This is a genomic window from Pseudomonas sp. NPDC078416 (assembly GCF_050268485.1).
Taxonomy (GTDB): Bacteria; Pseudomonadota; Gammaproteobacteria; order Pseudomonadales; family Pseudomonadaceae; genus Aquipseudomonas.
The window spans coordinates 34348-48488 of the sequence record NZ_JBNNGV010000006.1; the positions used below are offsets into that span (position 1 = coordinate 34348).

Genomic DNA, 14141 nt, shown 5'->3' on the forward strand with positions numbered 1-14141 from the left:
CCAATCCCTCGCCAACGCCACTCCAATCAATCGCCACTAAGGAGGCCATGTGTTCGATGGGCAACCCCTCGCCTGTTTTCAGCCGTTCATCGACACCGCGACCGGCCGCATCGCCGGCATCGAAGCACTGGGCCGCCTGCGCCAGTCGGACGGCAGCCTGCAATCGGTCGGCCCGCTGTTTGCGGACCCACGCCGCCCGGCCGTGCAATTGCGCCGGCTGGATCGTCAGGTTCGCGACAATGCCTTGAGCCGCTTTCACGAGGCGCCGAGCGACTGGTTCCTCAGCCTGAACATCTCCCCGCGCTGGATCAGTCGCCTGCGTCCCGACGAATCGCCGCCCAGCCTCCAACAGCTGCAAACACACGGCATTCCCGCAGAACGGATCGTCTTCGAGATCACTGAGTTGAGCGGTGATGGCCAGCGCCTCAACGAGGTGGTGGCCCGTTATCGGGACGCCGGCGCGCGGATTGCCATCGATGATTTCGGCGCCGGTTATTCGCAGCTGGACCGGGTTCTGGCGTTGCAGCCCGACATCCTCAAGCTCGACATGCGCCTGTTTCAGGCCGCCGCGCGGGGCGGTCCGAGTAGCGATGTGGTCAAGGCCCTCGCGCAGATGGCGGAGAAAACCGGCTGCTGGATCATCGCCGAGGGCGTCGAGACCGAAGCCGAGCTGGACTTCGCCCTGGAATGCGGCTCGCGTTACGTGCAGGGCTATCTGTTCGCCGCAGCGCAGCTGGATTTCTTTGAAGCCGATGCGTTCGTCGACCGCTTCGCGGCCCTGCGTGATCGTTACGTGATGAAGAAAGTCGGCGAACGTGAACAGCTGATGACCCTGCGCAAGCAACTCACCCAGTTGATGTCCCGGCTGCAGCGCTGGGCCGAAGGCAATGCGCCGCTGAGTGATTTGCCTCAGGTCACCGACTTCCCGTGGTTGCTGCGCTTTTATCAGTGCGACCGCCACGGCACGCAGCTCACGCCCAATCTGGAGTGGCGAAACGGTGCGTGGACCGCAGACGACCGGTACCTGGGCCATAACTGGTCATGGCGCCCCTATTTCTATCACCTGCTTGCCGAGGGCTGGCACGAGCGGCGCCTGAGGCTGTCGAGCACCTACCGCGACGCCACCAGCAATCAGTATTGCCTGACGGCCGGGCAGTTCTTCGATAACGGCGAGCGACTGTTGCTGATCGATGTCGACGCGGCCGGATTTTGATGAGGCCGCTCGACCTCGCCCATTGAATGCACGCTCAGCGATCTTGTACTTGCAGCGTGCGGGGCGAACCGGGAAGCTAGCGCGGTAATCACCCGACGGAGTACCGGCCTTGGATTGGCAAACCCTGCTCACCCGCGAGCGCCTTGGCAAGACCCTGCACAGTCCTGAAGAACTGGGGCGCAGCCCGTTCCACAAGGATCACGACCGGATCATTTTCTCCGGCGCCTTTCGCCGTCTCGGCCGCAAGACCCAGGTTCACCCGGTCACCAGCAACGACCACATTCATACGCGCCTGACCCACTCGCTGGAAGTCAGCTGCGTCGGCCGCTCGCTGGGCATGCGCGTCGGCGAAACCCTGCGCAGCGCCCTGCCCGACTGGTGTGACCCCAGCGATCTGGGCATGGTCGTGCAATCGGCCTGCCTGGCCCACGACATCGGTAACCCGCCGTTCGGCCACTCTGGCGAAGACGCCATTCGCAACTGGTTCAAACAGGCCGCAGGCCGCGGCTGGCTCGACGCGATGAGCGAGGTCGAGCGAAATGACTTTCTCAATTTCGAAGGCAACGCCCAAGGCTTTCGCGTCCTGACTCAGCTGGAATACCACCAGTTCGAGGGCGGCACACGGCTGACCTACGCGACCCTTGGCACCTATCTGAAATACCCGTGGACGGCGCGTCACGCCGACTCCCTGGGTTACAAGAAACACAAGTTCGGCTGCTACCAGAGCGAGCTGCCGATCCTCGAGCAAATCGCCGGCAAACTCGGTCTGCCGCAGCTCGAGGACCAACGCTGGGCCCGGCATCCGCTGGTGTACCTGATGGAGGCCGCCGACGACATCTGCTACGCGCTGATCGATCTTGAAGACGGCCTTGAAATGGAGTTGCTCACCTACGACGAGGTCGAGTCGCTGCTGCTGGGTCTGGTAGGCGATGATCTGCCGGAAACCTATCGCCAGTTGGGCCCCAATGACTCGCGGCGTCGCAAGCTGGCGATTCTGCGCGGCAAGGCCATCGAGCACCTGACCAACGCCGCCGCCCGCGCTTTCGTCGAACAGCAGGACGCGCTGCTGGCCGGCACGCTGCACGGTGATCTGGTCGAACACATGCACGGGCCGGCCAAGCGCTGCGTGCTCAATGCCAAGGACATGGCGCGCAAGAAGATCTTTCAGGACAAGCGCAAGACGCTGCACGAAATCGGCGCCTACACCACCCTGGAGATTCTGCTGAATGCGTTCTGCGGCGCGGCGCTGGAGCAGTTCGGCGGGCATGAGCCTTCGTTCAAGAGCCGGCGCATTCTCGATCTGCTCGGTAATAACGCGCCCGACCCGAGCTGGCCGCTGCACACGTCCTTTCTCAGGGTCATCGATTTCATCGCCGGCATGACCGACAGTTACGCCAGCGAAATGGCCCGCGAGATGACGGGACACTCCAGCCCCGTCTAGCACCGCCTTTGGCCGTGGCGCCTGTTCGAGGACGCTTGAGACAGCCCGAATACCAGCCGGTATTCGGGCTTTTCTCATTGGGGCTTCAGGAAATCCAACAGCAACTTCGGATATTTCCTACACAACCGTCGGAATGCCCTTATCGCTGGTCGTACATCCCTGCCGAATAATCCGCGCCATCCCGCGCCTTGGGACAACCGGACCCATTACCTCCCGAAGACACCGCCCCGCCTGCGAGTGCGCCGCCGGTCCGCCGTTACGCGGACGCGCTCACTCCCCCTACGTCTGGAACCGCCGATGTTCACTAAAGATTTCCGAATCCTGCTGGTTGAGGATCATCCGTTTCAGTTGATCGCCTTGCAGATCCTGCTGAACAACCATGGTCTGTACCGCGTCACGCCGGCGCTCAATGCCAGCGAAGCACTCGGCGCCATGGAGCGCAGCGCCGAGCCCTATGACCTGCTGCTCTGCGACCAGCGTCTGCCGGGCATGTGCGGCCTGGAGCTGATACAGACGGCGAGCCAGCGCGGCCTGGTCCAGCGCGCCGTGCTGCTCAGCGGCCTCGATGCGGATCCGCTGGCGACCCTCGAGTCCGAAGCCAGGGCGATGGGCCTGCCACTGCTGGGTTGCCTGAGTAAACCGCTCAACACTCTGGAGCTGATCGGCCTGCTGTCCACGCCCAAGTAACTTCGTCTGCATGCCGGTCTTTTCCGGGGACGTCCCGGTACCGATCCAGGCCGCTGCGGAACGCGCGTTTCCACTGTGCCGTTGATATCGTTGAACCGACGTGTTTATACCGGCAGGTGCAGTTTAACGAATGCGCAGGTTTATTCCGATTCGAAATAAACACGCGTTCTGAAAGGCATATTAGTCAACGGTAAATGCTGTTACGTATTAAACATTCATGACCGCTGCGTGTAATCATGTACGCACATACGCTTATTTCTGTAGGAACATTCCTATATAGCGCTTCGGGCATGATCTCTTTATGTGCGCCTTTGAACATCTGGGATAAGGTGCGCGCTTTCTTGCCACCCGTTATGGATTGATCATGAACTCTATTTTTATTATCGACGACCACCCGGTCATACGAATGGCCATACGTATGCTTCTGGAAAACGAGAATTACGAGGTGGTCGGAGAGACCGACAACGGCGTTGACGCCATGCAGATGGTCCGAGAGTGCATGCCCGACCTCATCATCCTGGACATCAGCATCCCCAAGCTGGACGGGCTCGAAGTCCTCGCCCGCTTCAACGCCATGAACCTGCCCTCGAAGATTCTCGTACTGACCGCTCAGGCGCCGAGCCTGTTCGCCATCCGATGCATGCAGTCGGGCGCCTCGGGTTATGTGTGCAAGCAGGAAGATCTCAGCGAACTTGTCAGCTCGGTGAAGGCGGTATTATCCGGCTACAATTACTTTCCCAGTCAGGCCCTTGCCGCGTCGATCAAAAAAGAGGGTGACCCCAACGAGCTTGAGCGCTTCAAACTCGTCAATGACCGTGAACTGATGGTGTTGCAACTGTTTGCCCAAGGGCGGACAAACAAGGAAATCGCCAAGGGCATGTTCCTCAGCAACAAAACGGTCAGCACTTACAAAACCCGCTTGATGCAAAAACTCAAGGCCAAGACTCTGGTAGAACTTATCGAGATGGCAAAACGCAATTCGCTAGTGTGAGAAACAGGATGCCAAAGGCGTTAAAGGACTATTGGATAGCAGCCGTGATTGTCTGCCTTGGCTTTGATACCCAGGCAGATACCCTGGCGCCGGAACGCTATTCGCTGCTGAGCCGCTCCAACCCGGCGCACATGGACGTGACGCTGGAGCGCGCCCAGTGGCAATGGGTGCGCAACAAGCGCGAGCTGGTGGTCGGCACCTCCGCGCCGGACTATCCGCCCTTCGACATGACCCTCACCGGGCACGACTACGAAGGCTTTACCGCCGATTACATCGGCATTCTCGGACGCGTGCTCGACCTGCCGGTCAAGGTCCTGCGTTTCGCCAGCCGCGACGAGGCGGTCCAGGCGCTGAACAACGGCGAAATCGACCTGCTGGGCAGCGCCAATGGCTATGAGGCGGCGTCGAGCGGTATCGTGCTGTCCACGCCCTACGCCGTTGACCAGCCGGTCCTGGTCACACGTGCCGGAGAGGCCCGCCCCCTGAACGGCGACCTCAACGGTTTGCGCCTGAGCATGGCTTATCACTACCTGCCGCCCGACGTAATCGCCGCGCTTTATCCCAAGGCGCGCCTGCAGACCTTTCCCTCCTTCCAGAGCGCGATCAACGCCGTGGCGTTCAATCAGGCCGACGTGTTTCTGGGCGACACGATTTCCACCCACTACGTCATCAACAAGGGCTATCTGAACAACGTGCAGATGGCCAATTTCGGCAAGCACGAGGCCAACGGTTTCAGCTTCGCCGTGCAGGCCTCCAACCCGACGCTGCTGGACATCGTCAACCGGGTGCTCAAGGGCATTCCGGTGGAAGAGCGCATCGCCATTTCCAAACGCTGGGGCGCCGGCAGCGACCTGATGCTCACTGACCAGAAGCTGCAGCTCAATCAACGCGAAGAACGCTGGATCGCTCAGCACCCGACTGTTCGCGTGGTCTTCAACGAAGCCTATGCGCCCCTCACGTTCTTTGATGCGGCCGGCAATTTCAGCGGGGTGACCGCCGACTTGCTCGAACTCATCCGCCTGCGCACCGGGCTCACGTTCAAGGTCAGCCGTGCCGCCAGCATGAACGACATGACCCACCAGCTGAACCAGGGCCAGGCCGACCTGATCGGCGCGATGATCCCCAGCGAAGAGCGGCAGAACCGCTTCAACTTCAGCCGTCCGTATCTGGACAACGTGTTCGTGCTGGTGACGCGCAAGGAAACTTCTGCGCCCTCCAATCTCGATCAGCTGGACGGCAAACGCGTTGCGCTCACGCTCGGGAGCCCGATTCTGCCCTTTCTGCACGAGCAGTACACCGGCATTTATCCGGTAGAGGTCGATAACCCCGCGCAGGCCCTGGACCTGCTCGCTCACGGTCGGGCGGAGGGCGCCATCACCTCGTTGTTCAGCGCCAGTTATTTTCTCTCCTCCCGAGGACTGAACGACACGCTGCAGATGCGCGTGACGGTCGGGCAGGAGCCTGCTCGCATCGCCATGGCGACCTCACGCAATGCCCCTGAACTGACCTCGATTCTTGACAAGGCGCTTTCCAGCATTGCCCCTGAGGACCTGGCCGCGATCAATAATCGCTGGCGCACTTACACACCGAGGGGCAGCGGCGCGTGGCATGACTATCAGTTGGTGATTTATCAGATCATCGCCGGTGCGGGCCTGTTGCTGCTGGGCTCACTGGCCTGGAATGCCTGGATGCGCCGCCAGATCAAGCAGCGCGAGCGAGCCGAGCGTGCGCTCAACGATCAGGTTGAATTCATGGGCGCTTTGGTCAACGGCACGCCTCATCCAATCTATGTCCGCGACCGCGACGGCCTGCTGAAAATGTGCAACGAAAGCTACCTCACCGCCTTCGCCGCGCGGCGCGAGGACGTGATCGGCAAAAGTATTCTGGACGGCATCTTGAGCAATACCGAAGAGGCTCTGGGCTACGTCGACGATTACAAGCGCGTCATGGCCGAGGACGAGCCCCTGATTCTTGATCGTTCGCTGCACATCGGCGGCCGCGAGCTGACCATCTACCACTGGATCCTGCCGTTCCGCGACTCCCTCGGCAAAGTCCAGGGCATCATCGGCGGCTGGATCGACATCAGCGAAAGGCGGCAATTGATCGAACAACTGCAGACGGCCAAGGATCTGGCGGACGATGCCAACCGCGCGAAAAGCACCTTCCTGGCGACCATGAGCCATGAGATCCGCACGCCGATGAACGCCGTCATCGGCATGCTCGAGCTGGCCCTGAAGCGTGCGGACCAAGGCCATCTGGACCGCCCCGCCATCGAAGTGGCCTACAGCTCGGCGAAGGATTTGCTGGAGCTGATCGGCGATATTCTCGACATCGCCCGCATCGAGTCGGGCCGACTGAGCCTGAGCCCCGAGCGCGCCAATCTGCGCCAACTGGTCGAATCCGTGGTGCGGGTGTTCGACGGCCTGGCCCGGCAAAAAAGCCTCACCCTGGCACTGGATCTTGACGCTCGGACCAACACGGATGTGCTGATCGACCCGCTGCGCTTCAAGCAGATCCTCTCCAATCTCATCAGCAACGCCATCAAATTCACCGAGAGGGGTCAGGTCAAGATCAGCCTGCAGACCGAAGCCGGCCGCAGTCCCCAGCAAATGCGCGTGCAAGTGGTGATTCACGACAGTGGCATCGGCATCACCGAGCAGGACCAGCAGCGGCTGTTTGCGCCCTTTGCCCAGGTCGATCAGTCAGGGCAACTGGCGCGCACCGGCGCCGGTCTTGGCCTGGTGATCTGTCGCAGCCTGTGCGAAATGATGGGCGGAACCCTGACGCTGAGCAGCCGTCCCGGAGATGGCACGCGAATCGAAATGACCTTCGAGTTCACCACCCTCGAGCCGCTTGATGCGAAAAGCATCGCCCGCGAAGCAGCCCCCCACGCGTCAAGCCAGCTGCACATCCTGATCGTTGACGATCACCCGGCGAACCGCCTGCTGCTGTTTGAGCAACTGTGCTTTCTGGGGCATCGCTGCGACATGGCGGTACAGGGCGCCGAAGCGCTGGAGCGCTGGCGTACCGAGCGTTTCGATCTGGTGATCGCGGACTGCAACATGCCGGTGATGAACGGCTACGATCTGGTCCGGGCCATCCGCCAGCAGGAGCAAAGCGAAGCACGTCCGCGTTGCACCGTGCTGGGCTACACCGCCAATGCGCAGCCGGAGGAAAAGCAGCGCTGCCGTGATGCGGGCATGGACGACTGCCTGTTCAAACCCATCAGCCTGACGGCGTTGAACGACTGTTTGAGCCAGATCCTGCCACTGCCGGCGCTCCCAACCGTGCATGTTCAGCCGCCGCCGGCCGTGTTCGACCCGCAAACCATCGAAGCGCTGACCGGTGGCAGGGCCGACATGAATGCGCGGCTGCTCGATCAACTCATCGCCAGCATTCGTCAGGACCGTGCCGAACTGAACGCGACCCGTCTTCCGGAGCAGCTGAAAGACATCGGGCACAAAGTGCGCGGCGCCGCGAACATCATTTCCGCGACGGCCGTCATCGAGGGCTGTGAAGCGCTGGAAACTGCCTGCGACGCTGACGCGCCGGCCGCCATTATCAGCGAGCGGCATTCAACACTTGATCTGGCGATGGAAGCGCTGGAGCAGGCGTTGGTGGCGTATCGCAGTGAAACACCCGCGCCACAGGGAGGGCCGCCGGCATGAAGCTGATGGCCATGAGCGCTGATGATTTTCAGGCGTTTGCCGCCCGTTCAGTCGCCGGTTATGCCCGGGATATTGCCCGCACCTACGGGCTGCCCGACCCGCCGGCCTTCACCAGCGCCAACGCTGACTTCAATGAACTCTTGGAAGACGGCCTGGAAACCGAGGGGCATTACTTCTACCGCTTGTGCATCGGCGATGATGTTGAGGTGGGCAGCCTCTGGATAGGGGTGGTGGAGAACCCGCCGTTGCCCACCCGACTGTTCGTCTACGACCTGGAGATTGATCCGGCCTTCAGACGTCAGGGGCTGGGCAGGCAGGCACTGAACGCCGTCGAAGCGTGGGCCATCGAGCGCGGCATTCGCCGTCTGGAGCTGAACGTGTTTTCTGACAACGTTGCCGCGCGGACACTGTACGAGACCTCAGGGATGGCTCCCTGTGAAATCACCATGGGCAAGGATTTATAGCCCGCCTGTGTGTCCCCGGATCAGGCCGGACCGGTAGCAGCATCGACGCTGCCGTACGGCGCCAGGTGTTCGCTCAGGTATTTCAGCAGAATGCTCACCTTCGGCAGCGCCTCTCGGGCTTTCAGCCAGACCAGGTTCATCGGCAGTCCGTCGGTGGCAAGCTCCGGCAGCACTTCCACCAGCCGGCCTTCGTTGAGGTGGGTTTGCACCAGCCAGGTCGGTAGCTGGGCGATCCCATGCCCGGCCAGGGTGGCCGATACTTCGCCCTCGCCGTCGCCGACGGCAATGCGCGGATGAATGACGCGACGCTCCTGATCACCCGGCACGCGCCCACGAAAATACCAGGGCCCGACCTGCCCGTCGGACTGACCGTAGGCGATGCAATGATGGTGCTCGAGATCCGCGTCTGTCTCGGGCCGACCGTGCTCGGCGAGGTAACTCGGCGCGGCACAGAACACCAGTCGCTGGGCGCCGATGAAGCGATGCCCCAGCCCTGCGGCCCAGGCGTCGCGCCCGCCGATCCTGACCACGATATCGATGCCTTCATGCACCGGGTCGATGAACCGGTCGGAAAACGAAATGTGCGGCTGCAGCAGCGGGTATTCCCTGACGAAATTAAGAATCAGCGGCAACACATGAAGACGTCCGTAGGACGCAGGCAAATCAATCCGCACCCGGCCATGGGGCTCATGCCGCTCTGACGCGAGCGCCAGTTCGGCTTCTTCGAGGTCAGCCAGCACGCCGCTGCAGGTGGCGTAGAACTTCACACCGGCTTCGGTGAGGGCCAGGCGGCGTGTGGTGCGAGTGAACAGGCGTTGACCCAATCGCTGCTCCAGACGGGCGATGCTTTTACTGACCGCTGACGCTGTCAGGTTCAGCTTCAGTGCCGCATTGGCGAAGCTGCCCAAATCGGCCACGGCCACAAATACGTCAATGCCCTTGAGGCGCTCGGACGAAAACACAGCGGACACCATTACTGAACTGAGTTCGCGATAGTAAGTCATTTATGTCGCGGATGAGAACACAGATCTCCAATAGGCTATGGCATCGACTTTTGGAGCTTCTTCTATGCAACCCTCACATTCCGCAACGGCGTCCGCGCCGGATGCCACGTCTCGATCAGGGGTACAGATCCTGATCATGGCGATCGCTGCATTCATCATCGTCACCACCGAATTCCTGATCGTTGGACTGCTGCCGGCCATGGCCCAAGACCTCGGCGTTTCCATCGCCGTGGCTGGCCAGGTGGTGACGCTGTTCGCTTTTACCGTGATGTTGTTCGGGCCGTTCCTGACGGCAAAGCTGGCCGGCGTCGAGCGCAAAAAGCTGTTCACCATCATCCTGCTGGTGTTTGCCGCGTCCAACGTGCTGGCGGCGCTGTCCACCAACATCTGGGTCATGGCCCTCGCGCGCTTCATTCCGGCGCTGGGCTTGCCTGTGTTCTGGGGCACCGCCAGCGAAACCGCCGGGCAGCTGGCAGCGCCCGGCAAATCGGGGCAGGCTGTTTCGCGGGTTTATCTGGGCATTTCCGCCGCCCTGGTGTTCGGCGTGCCGCTGGGCACCGTTGCTGCCGATACCCTCGGCTGGCGCGGCAGCTTCTGGGTGCTGGCCGTCATCTCCCTGGTCATCGCCGTCCTGATGCAACTGTGCATGCCAACCTTGCCCTCCTCGCCTGCCAAGCACGGCGAGAAGCAGACCGACATCCTCAAACAGCCGCGCTTTATCGCCCATGTGTTGCTGTCGGTGCTGGCGTTCACGGCGATGTTCACGGCTTACACCTACCTGGCCGATATCCTCCAGACCCTGGCCGGCGTTCCGACCAATCAAGTCGGCTGGTGGCTGATGGGCTTCGGCGCGGTCGGCATGATCGGCAACCAATGGGGCGGAAAGCTGGTCGATCGCAGCCCGCTGGGCGCGATGGTGTTGTTCCTGGTGATCCTGAGTATCGGCATGGCCGCCGCCATTCCACTGGCCACTGAGCACCTCTGGCTGATCGCCGCGCTGGTCCTGTGGGGCATTGCGTACACCGCACTGTTCCCGGTGTGTCAGGTGCGTGTCATGCAAGCCGGTGCCAAGGCTCAGGCGTTGGCGGCGACCATGAATATCTCGGCGGCCAACGCTGGCATTGGTCTGGGTGCGATTTTTGGCGGCTTGGGTATCGGCCACTTCGGACTGGGGTCGCTGGGCTGGATTGCTACCGGGATCGCTGCCTTGGCGATCGTGGTTGCGCTGCTGATGATGCGTAAGCGTTAAGGATTCGCTCTGGCAGTTAAGCAACAATGGGCTGCTGTCTTGCCGGGCAGAACGGGCACAGTCGGGATGCCGCTGTTTGAGCGCGGCATTCCGGGTCTGCAATGATAAGAACCGGTTAGTCAGGCGCTGACGCTTTCCCTTCCCGCGCCGCCAGAATGCGCGGCAGATTGTCTTCGATCCAGGACGTCAGCCCGTCCACCTGCAAGGCAACCTCCTCGCCCATCGCCGTCAGTCGGTATTCAACGTGGGGCGGCACCACCGGCAGCGCCTTGCGCTCGACGAACCCATCCTGTTCCAGGCTCTGAAGTGTCTGCGACAGCATCTTTTCGCTCACCCCGCCGATCTTGCGCCGCAGCTCGCTGAACCGGTGCATGCCGTCCAGCAACACCACCAGCACCAGTACGCCCCAGCGGCTGCACACATGGTTGAGGATTTCCCGCGACGGGCAATCCCGGGCCAGCACCTCACCGGTACGGATTCGCTCCAGCAACGAGACGCTGCCTGCAGAGGGAGAGACAATATCGTTCATCACACTTACCTTTTCGTACGTACTTACGAAAGGTTAGCACGGTGACTATGCTGTTCGCTCATTCCACCTCGTTCGGTAATCATCATGATCGTCATCACTGGAGCATCAGGCCAACTGGGCCGCCTCGTCATCGCTCGACTGCTGGAAACCGTGCCTGCCTCGCAGATCGTCGCGGCCGCCCGTGACCCGGAGAAAGTGGCTGACCTCGCCGCCAAGGGCGTGCAGGTTCGCCAGGCCGACTACTCACATCCAGACACGCTGGACCGCGCCCTTGCAGGCGCCGAGAAGGTCCTGCTGATCTCGTCCAGTGAAGTGGGTCAGCGGCTCGCTCAGCATCAGGCGGTAATCGACGCGGCGAAACGCGCCGGCGTGAAACTGCTGGGCTACACCAGCGTGCTCCACGCCGACACCTCGGCGCTGGGCCTGGCCGAGGAACACAAGCAGACCGAGGCGGCGCTGGCGCAATCCGGTGTTCCCGCGGTGGTGCTGCGCAATGGCTGGTACCACGAAAACTACACGGCGGGCGTGGCCCACGCAGTGGCGAACGGCGCGCATTACGGCGCCGCGGGTGAAGGCCAAATCAGTTCTGCGGCGCGGGCGGACTACGCAGCGGCGGCGGCCGTGGTCCTGACGTCGACTGAGGATCAGGCGGGCAAGGTGTACGAACTGGCCGGCGACGAGTCTTACACGCTCAAGGAGTTCGCCGCTCAAATTGCGCAGCAATCCGGCAAGCCTGTCGTGTACACCGATCTTCCCCAGGCCGATTACAAGGCTGCGCTGCTGCAGGCAGGACTCCCGGAGTTTGTGGCCGAATTGCTCGCCAACTCCGATGCCGCCGCGGCCAAAGGTGCCCTTTTTGATGACAGTCGCCAGTTGAGCCGCCTGATTGGCCGGCCGAGCACGCCGCTCTCCACCCGCATCGCTGAAGCACTGTCTCAATAACATTCGCTGTCGCCCCCGCAACAGCAGGCGGGCGGCGTGCCAGCATGGGCACTGAATGATTTGCGCCCCCCAGGGTCGAAACTAATGACAGCGCACGACGCGCTGGCCAAGGAGTTTCGAATGAACAGCAAATCGCTCATTGCCTGTCTGGCGATTCTGGGTAGCGTTTCCGTTGCAAGTTTTACGGCGCAGGCCGCCAACGCGACGGAGCCGACCATTCAACCTTCAAGAGACAACATGCGGGAGCTCGAAGTCGGCAGCCGTTCGCCGCAGGAATTTCAGCGTCCAGAGGCGGCGCTAAAGGACTGGAAAGCAAAGGGCCTGGAAGAACCGGCCAAGATGAGTCAGTGGGTGCGCATCAACGATAAATACGTCGAAGTGCAGACCACCAACGGCCAGATCACCAAGATTGTCCCCATCGAAAAATAAGCCGGGGGATTGACCCGGCGCGTCGGGTTTAGGGGCGCGCGCCAACTCAAGAAGTGTGTTGAGAAAGAACTCTAAGAACGACCAAAGGAATTCCCATGAACATGAAAAAACTGATGGCGTGCGCGGCAGTGGTCACTTGCCTGGGCGGGGCCAGCTTCACAGCGATGGCGCAAACCCCTGCAACCAAAAGCGTGCAGGCGGAGCACACCAATGAACAGTACAAGGTCGGCGATACCACCCATGACCTGTACAAAGACGAGCGCGTTGGCGTCAAGGACTGGCAAGGCAAGGGACTGACCGCGCCCAAAGAAGGCACGCAATGGGTGCTGATCAGCGATAAATATGCGCTGATCAACATGGAAGACGGCAAGGTCCTCGACATCGCGCCGGGCAACCTTAAACCGCTGAAAAAGTAATCACTGCTACGCCTGTCACCGTGCCCGACACCCGTCGGGCATCGCGTTGCCAGCCCTCTATCCAGACGCCCGGCCCTTCTGCTTTTCGCTGACAAGAAAGGTTGCACCCTAACGATCGCGCCCTCTACTCTGCGCCTCTCGTTTGTTGCGCCATAGGCCCGGGTTCGATGTCTTCCGTTTTGAATGTCTTGCTGCCGATCTTCGCGCTCATCCTCGTGGGCTACCTCTGTCGCCGTACCAACCGCCTCGGGCCGAGCGCCGCGTCGGAAATCAACCGGATGGTGGTCTGGCTGTGCTTGCCGGCGCTGCTGTTCACCGCCACTGCCCATGCCACCTGGGCGCAGATCTGGCACCCCGGCTTTGTACTGACCTTCACCCTGTCGACCCTGGCGATGTTCGTCATTACCTTGCTGCTGCGGCGCCGAAAGGCCGGGCACTTTGCCGATGCCAGTATTGACGCCCTCAGCGCCTCCTACGCCAACACCGGCTATATCGGCATTCCACTGTGCATCATGGTGCTGGGACAGGACGGACTGGAACCGGCCCTCATCGCGTCGCTGCTGGTGGTCTGTGTGGTGTTTGGCATCGCCCTGGTGTGCATTGAAATCGGGCTGCAAAGCGAGGCCCGGGTGCACCGCATCGTTCTCAAAGTGCTGCTGGCGCTGGCAAAAAACCCCTTGGTGGTATCACCGATCCTCGGCGCCTGCTGGGCATCGACCGGCGTGGCATTGCCAGGCGCGCTGGACAAATTCCTCAGTCTGCTGGGTGCTGCGACGACGCCTTGTGCGCTGATTTCCCTGGGCCTGTTTCTCGCTCAGAAACAGCAAGGCCCCCGTGAGGGCACCACGCTGCTGGTGCTGATCAAGCTGATTGCCCACCCGCTGCTGACGTGGTTTCTGGCGTTTCGGGTGTTTCACCTGCCGCCGCTGTGGGCCAACTCTGCCCTGCTGTTGAGCGCCCTGCCCACCGGCACCGGGCCGTTCATGCTGGCCGAGTACTACAAGCGCGAGGCGTCGGTGGTGTCGAGCGCGATTCTGATTTCGACGCTGGGCTCGCTGGTGACGCTGTCGCTGTGCATTTACTACATCAACGGTTGACGGGCTGACGT

Annotated in this window: 13 protein-coding genes; 11 read left to right on the top strand and 2 right to left on the bottom strand. The window is 61.6% G+C overall.

The window, feature by feature from the left end; all coding sequences use genetic code 11:
• Positions 1 to 49 precede the first annotated feature (49 nt).
• The 6 genes from ACQKEN_RS08865 (at position 50) to ACQKEN_RS08890 (ending at position 8464) form a co-directional block, all read left to right on the top strand.
• Complete coding sequence (locus ACQKEN_RS08865; protein ID WP_427685140.1) at positions 50 to 1213, top strand: EAL domain-containing protein; 1164 nt, start codon at positions 50 to 52, stop codon at positions 1211 to 1213.
• A 109-nt stretch (positions 1214 to 1322) separates the two neighbouring features.
• The gene (locus tag ACQKEN_RS08870; protein ID WP_427685141.1) at positions 1323 to 2654 is read left to right on the top strand and encodes a deoxyguanosinetriphosphate triphosphohydrolase; all 1332 of its coding nucleotides are present in this window, start codon (positions 1323 to 1325) and stop codon (positions 2652 to 2654) included.
• Positions 2655 to 2951: 297 nt separating this feature from the next.
• Positions 2952 to 3341, top strand: coding sequence for a response regulator (locus ACQKEN_RS08875; protein WP_133771186.1), 390 nt, complete (start codon positions 2952 to 2954; stop codon positions 3339 to 3341).
• Positions 3342 to 3705: 364 nt separating this feature from the next.
• Positions 3706 to 4332: a response regulator transcription factor gene (locus ACQKEN_RS08880; protein ID WP_065991486.1), complete on the top strand. Its 627-nt coding sequence runs from the start codon at positions 3706 to 3708 to the stop codon at positions 4330 to 4332.
• An 8-nt stretch (positions 4333 to 4340) separates the two neighbouring features.
• Positions 4341 to 8000 carry a transporter substrate-binding domain-containing protein gene (locus ACQKEN_RS08885; RefSeq protein WP_427685142.1) on the top strand — a complete coding sequence of 1220 codons (3660 nt, stop codon included), beginning with the start codon at positions 4341 to 4343 and terminating at the stop codon, positions 7998 to 8000.
• Positions 7997 to 8464: a GNAT family N-acetyltransferase gene (locus tag ACQKEN_RS08890; RefSeq protein WP_427685143.1), complete on the top strand. Its 468-nt coding sequence runs from the start codon at positions 7997 to 7999 to the stop codon at positions 8462 to 8464. Before ACQKEN_RS08885 ends, ACQKEN_RS08890 begins: the two co-directional genes overlap by 4 nt.
• A gap of 20 nt (positions 8465 to 8484) precedes the next feature.
• Here the strand turns inward: ACQKEN_RS08890 and ACQKEN_RS08895 are convergent, their stop codons facing one another.
• Positions 8485 to 9426, bottom strand: a complete 942-nt coding sequence (locus ACQKEN_RS08895) for a LysR substrate-binding domain-containing protein (protein WP_427685247.1) — start codon at positions 9424 to 9426, stop codon at positions 8485 to 8487.
• Positions 9427 to 9532: 106 nt separating this feature from the next.
• On the opposite strand from ACQKEN_RS08895, the gene ACQKEN_RS08900 reads away from it, so the two are divergent.
• On the top strand, positions 9533 to 10717 hold the full coding sequence (locus tag ACQKEN_RS08900; protein ID WP_427685144.1) for an MFS transporter: 1185 nt from the start codon (positions 9533 to 9535) through the stop codon (positions 10715 to 10717).
• Between the two features lie 115 nt (positions 10718 to 10832).
• On the opposite strand, the gene ACQKEN_RS08905 is transcribed toward ACQKEN_RS08900, so the two are convergent.
• Positions 10833 to 11246 carry a winged helix-turn-helix transcriptional regulator gene (locus ACQKEN_RS08905; RefSeq protein ID WP_427685145.1) on the bottom strand — a complete coding sequence of 138 codons (414 nt, stop codon included), beginning with the start codon at positions 11244 to 11246 and terminating at the stop codon, positions 10833 to 10835.
• A gap of 84 nt (positions 11247 to 11330) precedes the next feature.
• Between ACQKEN_RS08905 and ACQKEN_RS08910 the strand changes: the two genes are divergently transcribed.
• From ACQKEN_RS08910 to ACQKEN_RS08925, 4 genes are all read left to right on the top strand, one after another.
• Positions 11331 to 12188, top strand: coding sequence for an SDR family oxidoreductase (locus ACQKEN_RS08910; protein ID WP_427685146.1), 858 nt, complete (start codon positions 11331 to 11333; stop codon positions 12186 to 12188).
• Positions 12189 to 12308: 120 nt separating this feature from the next.
• Positions 12309 to 12617: an RcnB family protein gene (locus ACQKEN_RS08915; protein WP_427685147.1), complete on the top strand. Its 309-nt coding sequence runs from the start codon at positions 12309 to 12311 to the stop codon at positions 12615 to 12617.
• Between the two features lie 95 nt (positions 12618 to 12712).
• Positions 12713 to 13033, top strand: coding sequence for an RcnB family protein (locus ACQKEN_RS08920; protein WP_427685148.1), 321 nt, complete (start codon positions 12713 to 12715; stop codon positions 13031 to 13033).
• Between the two features lie 167 nt (positions 13034 to 13200).
• Positions 13201 to 14130, top strand: coding sequence for an AEC family transporter (locus ACQKEN_RS08925; protein WP_427685149.1), 930 nt, complete (start codon positions 13201 to 13203; stop codon positions 14128 to 14130).
• Positions 14131 to 14141: the final 11 nt, after the last annotated feature.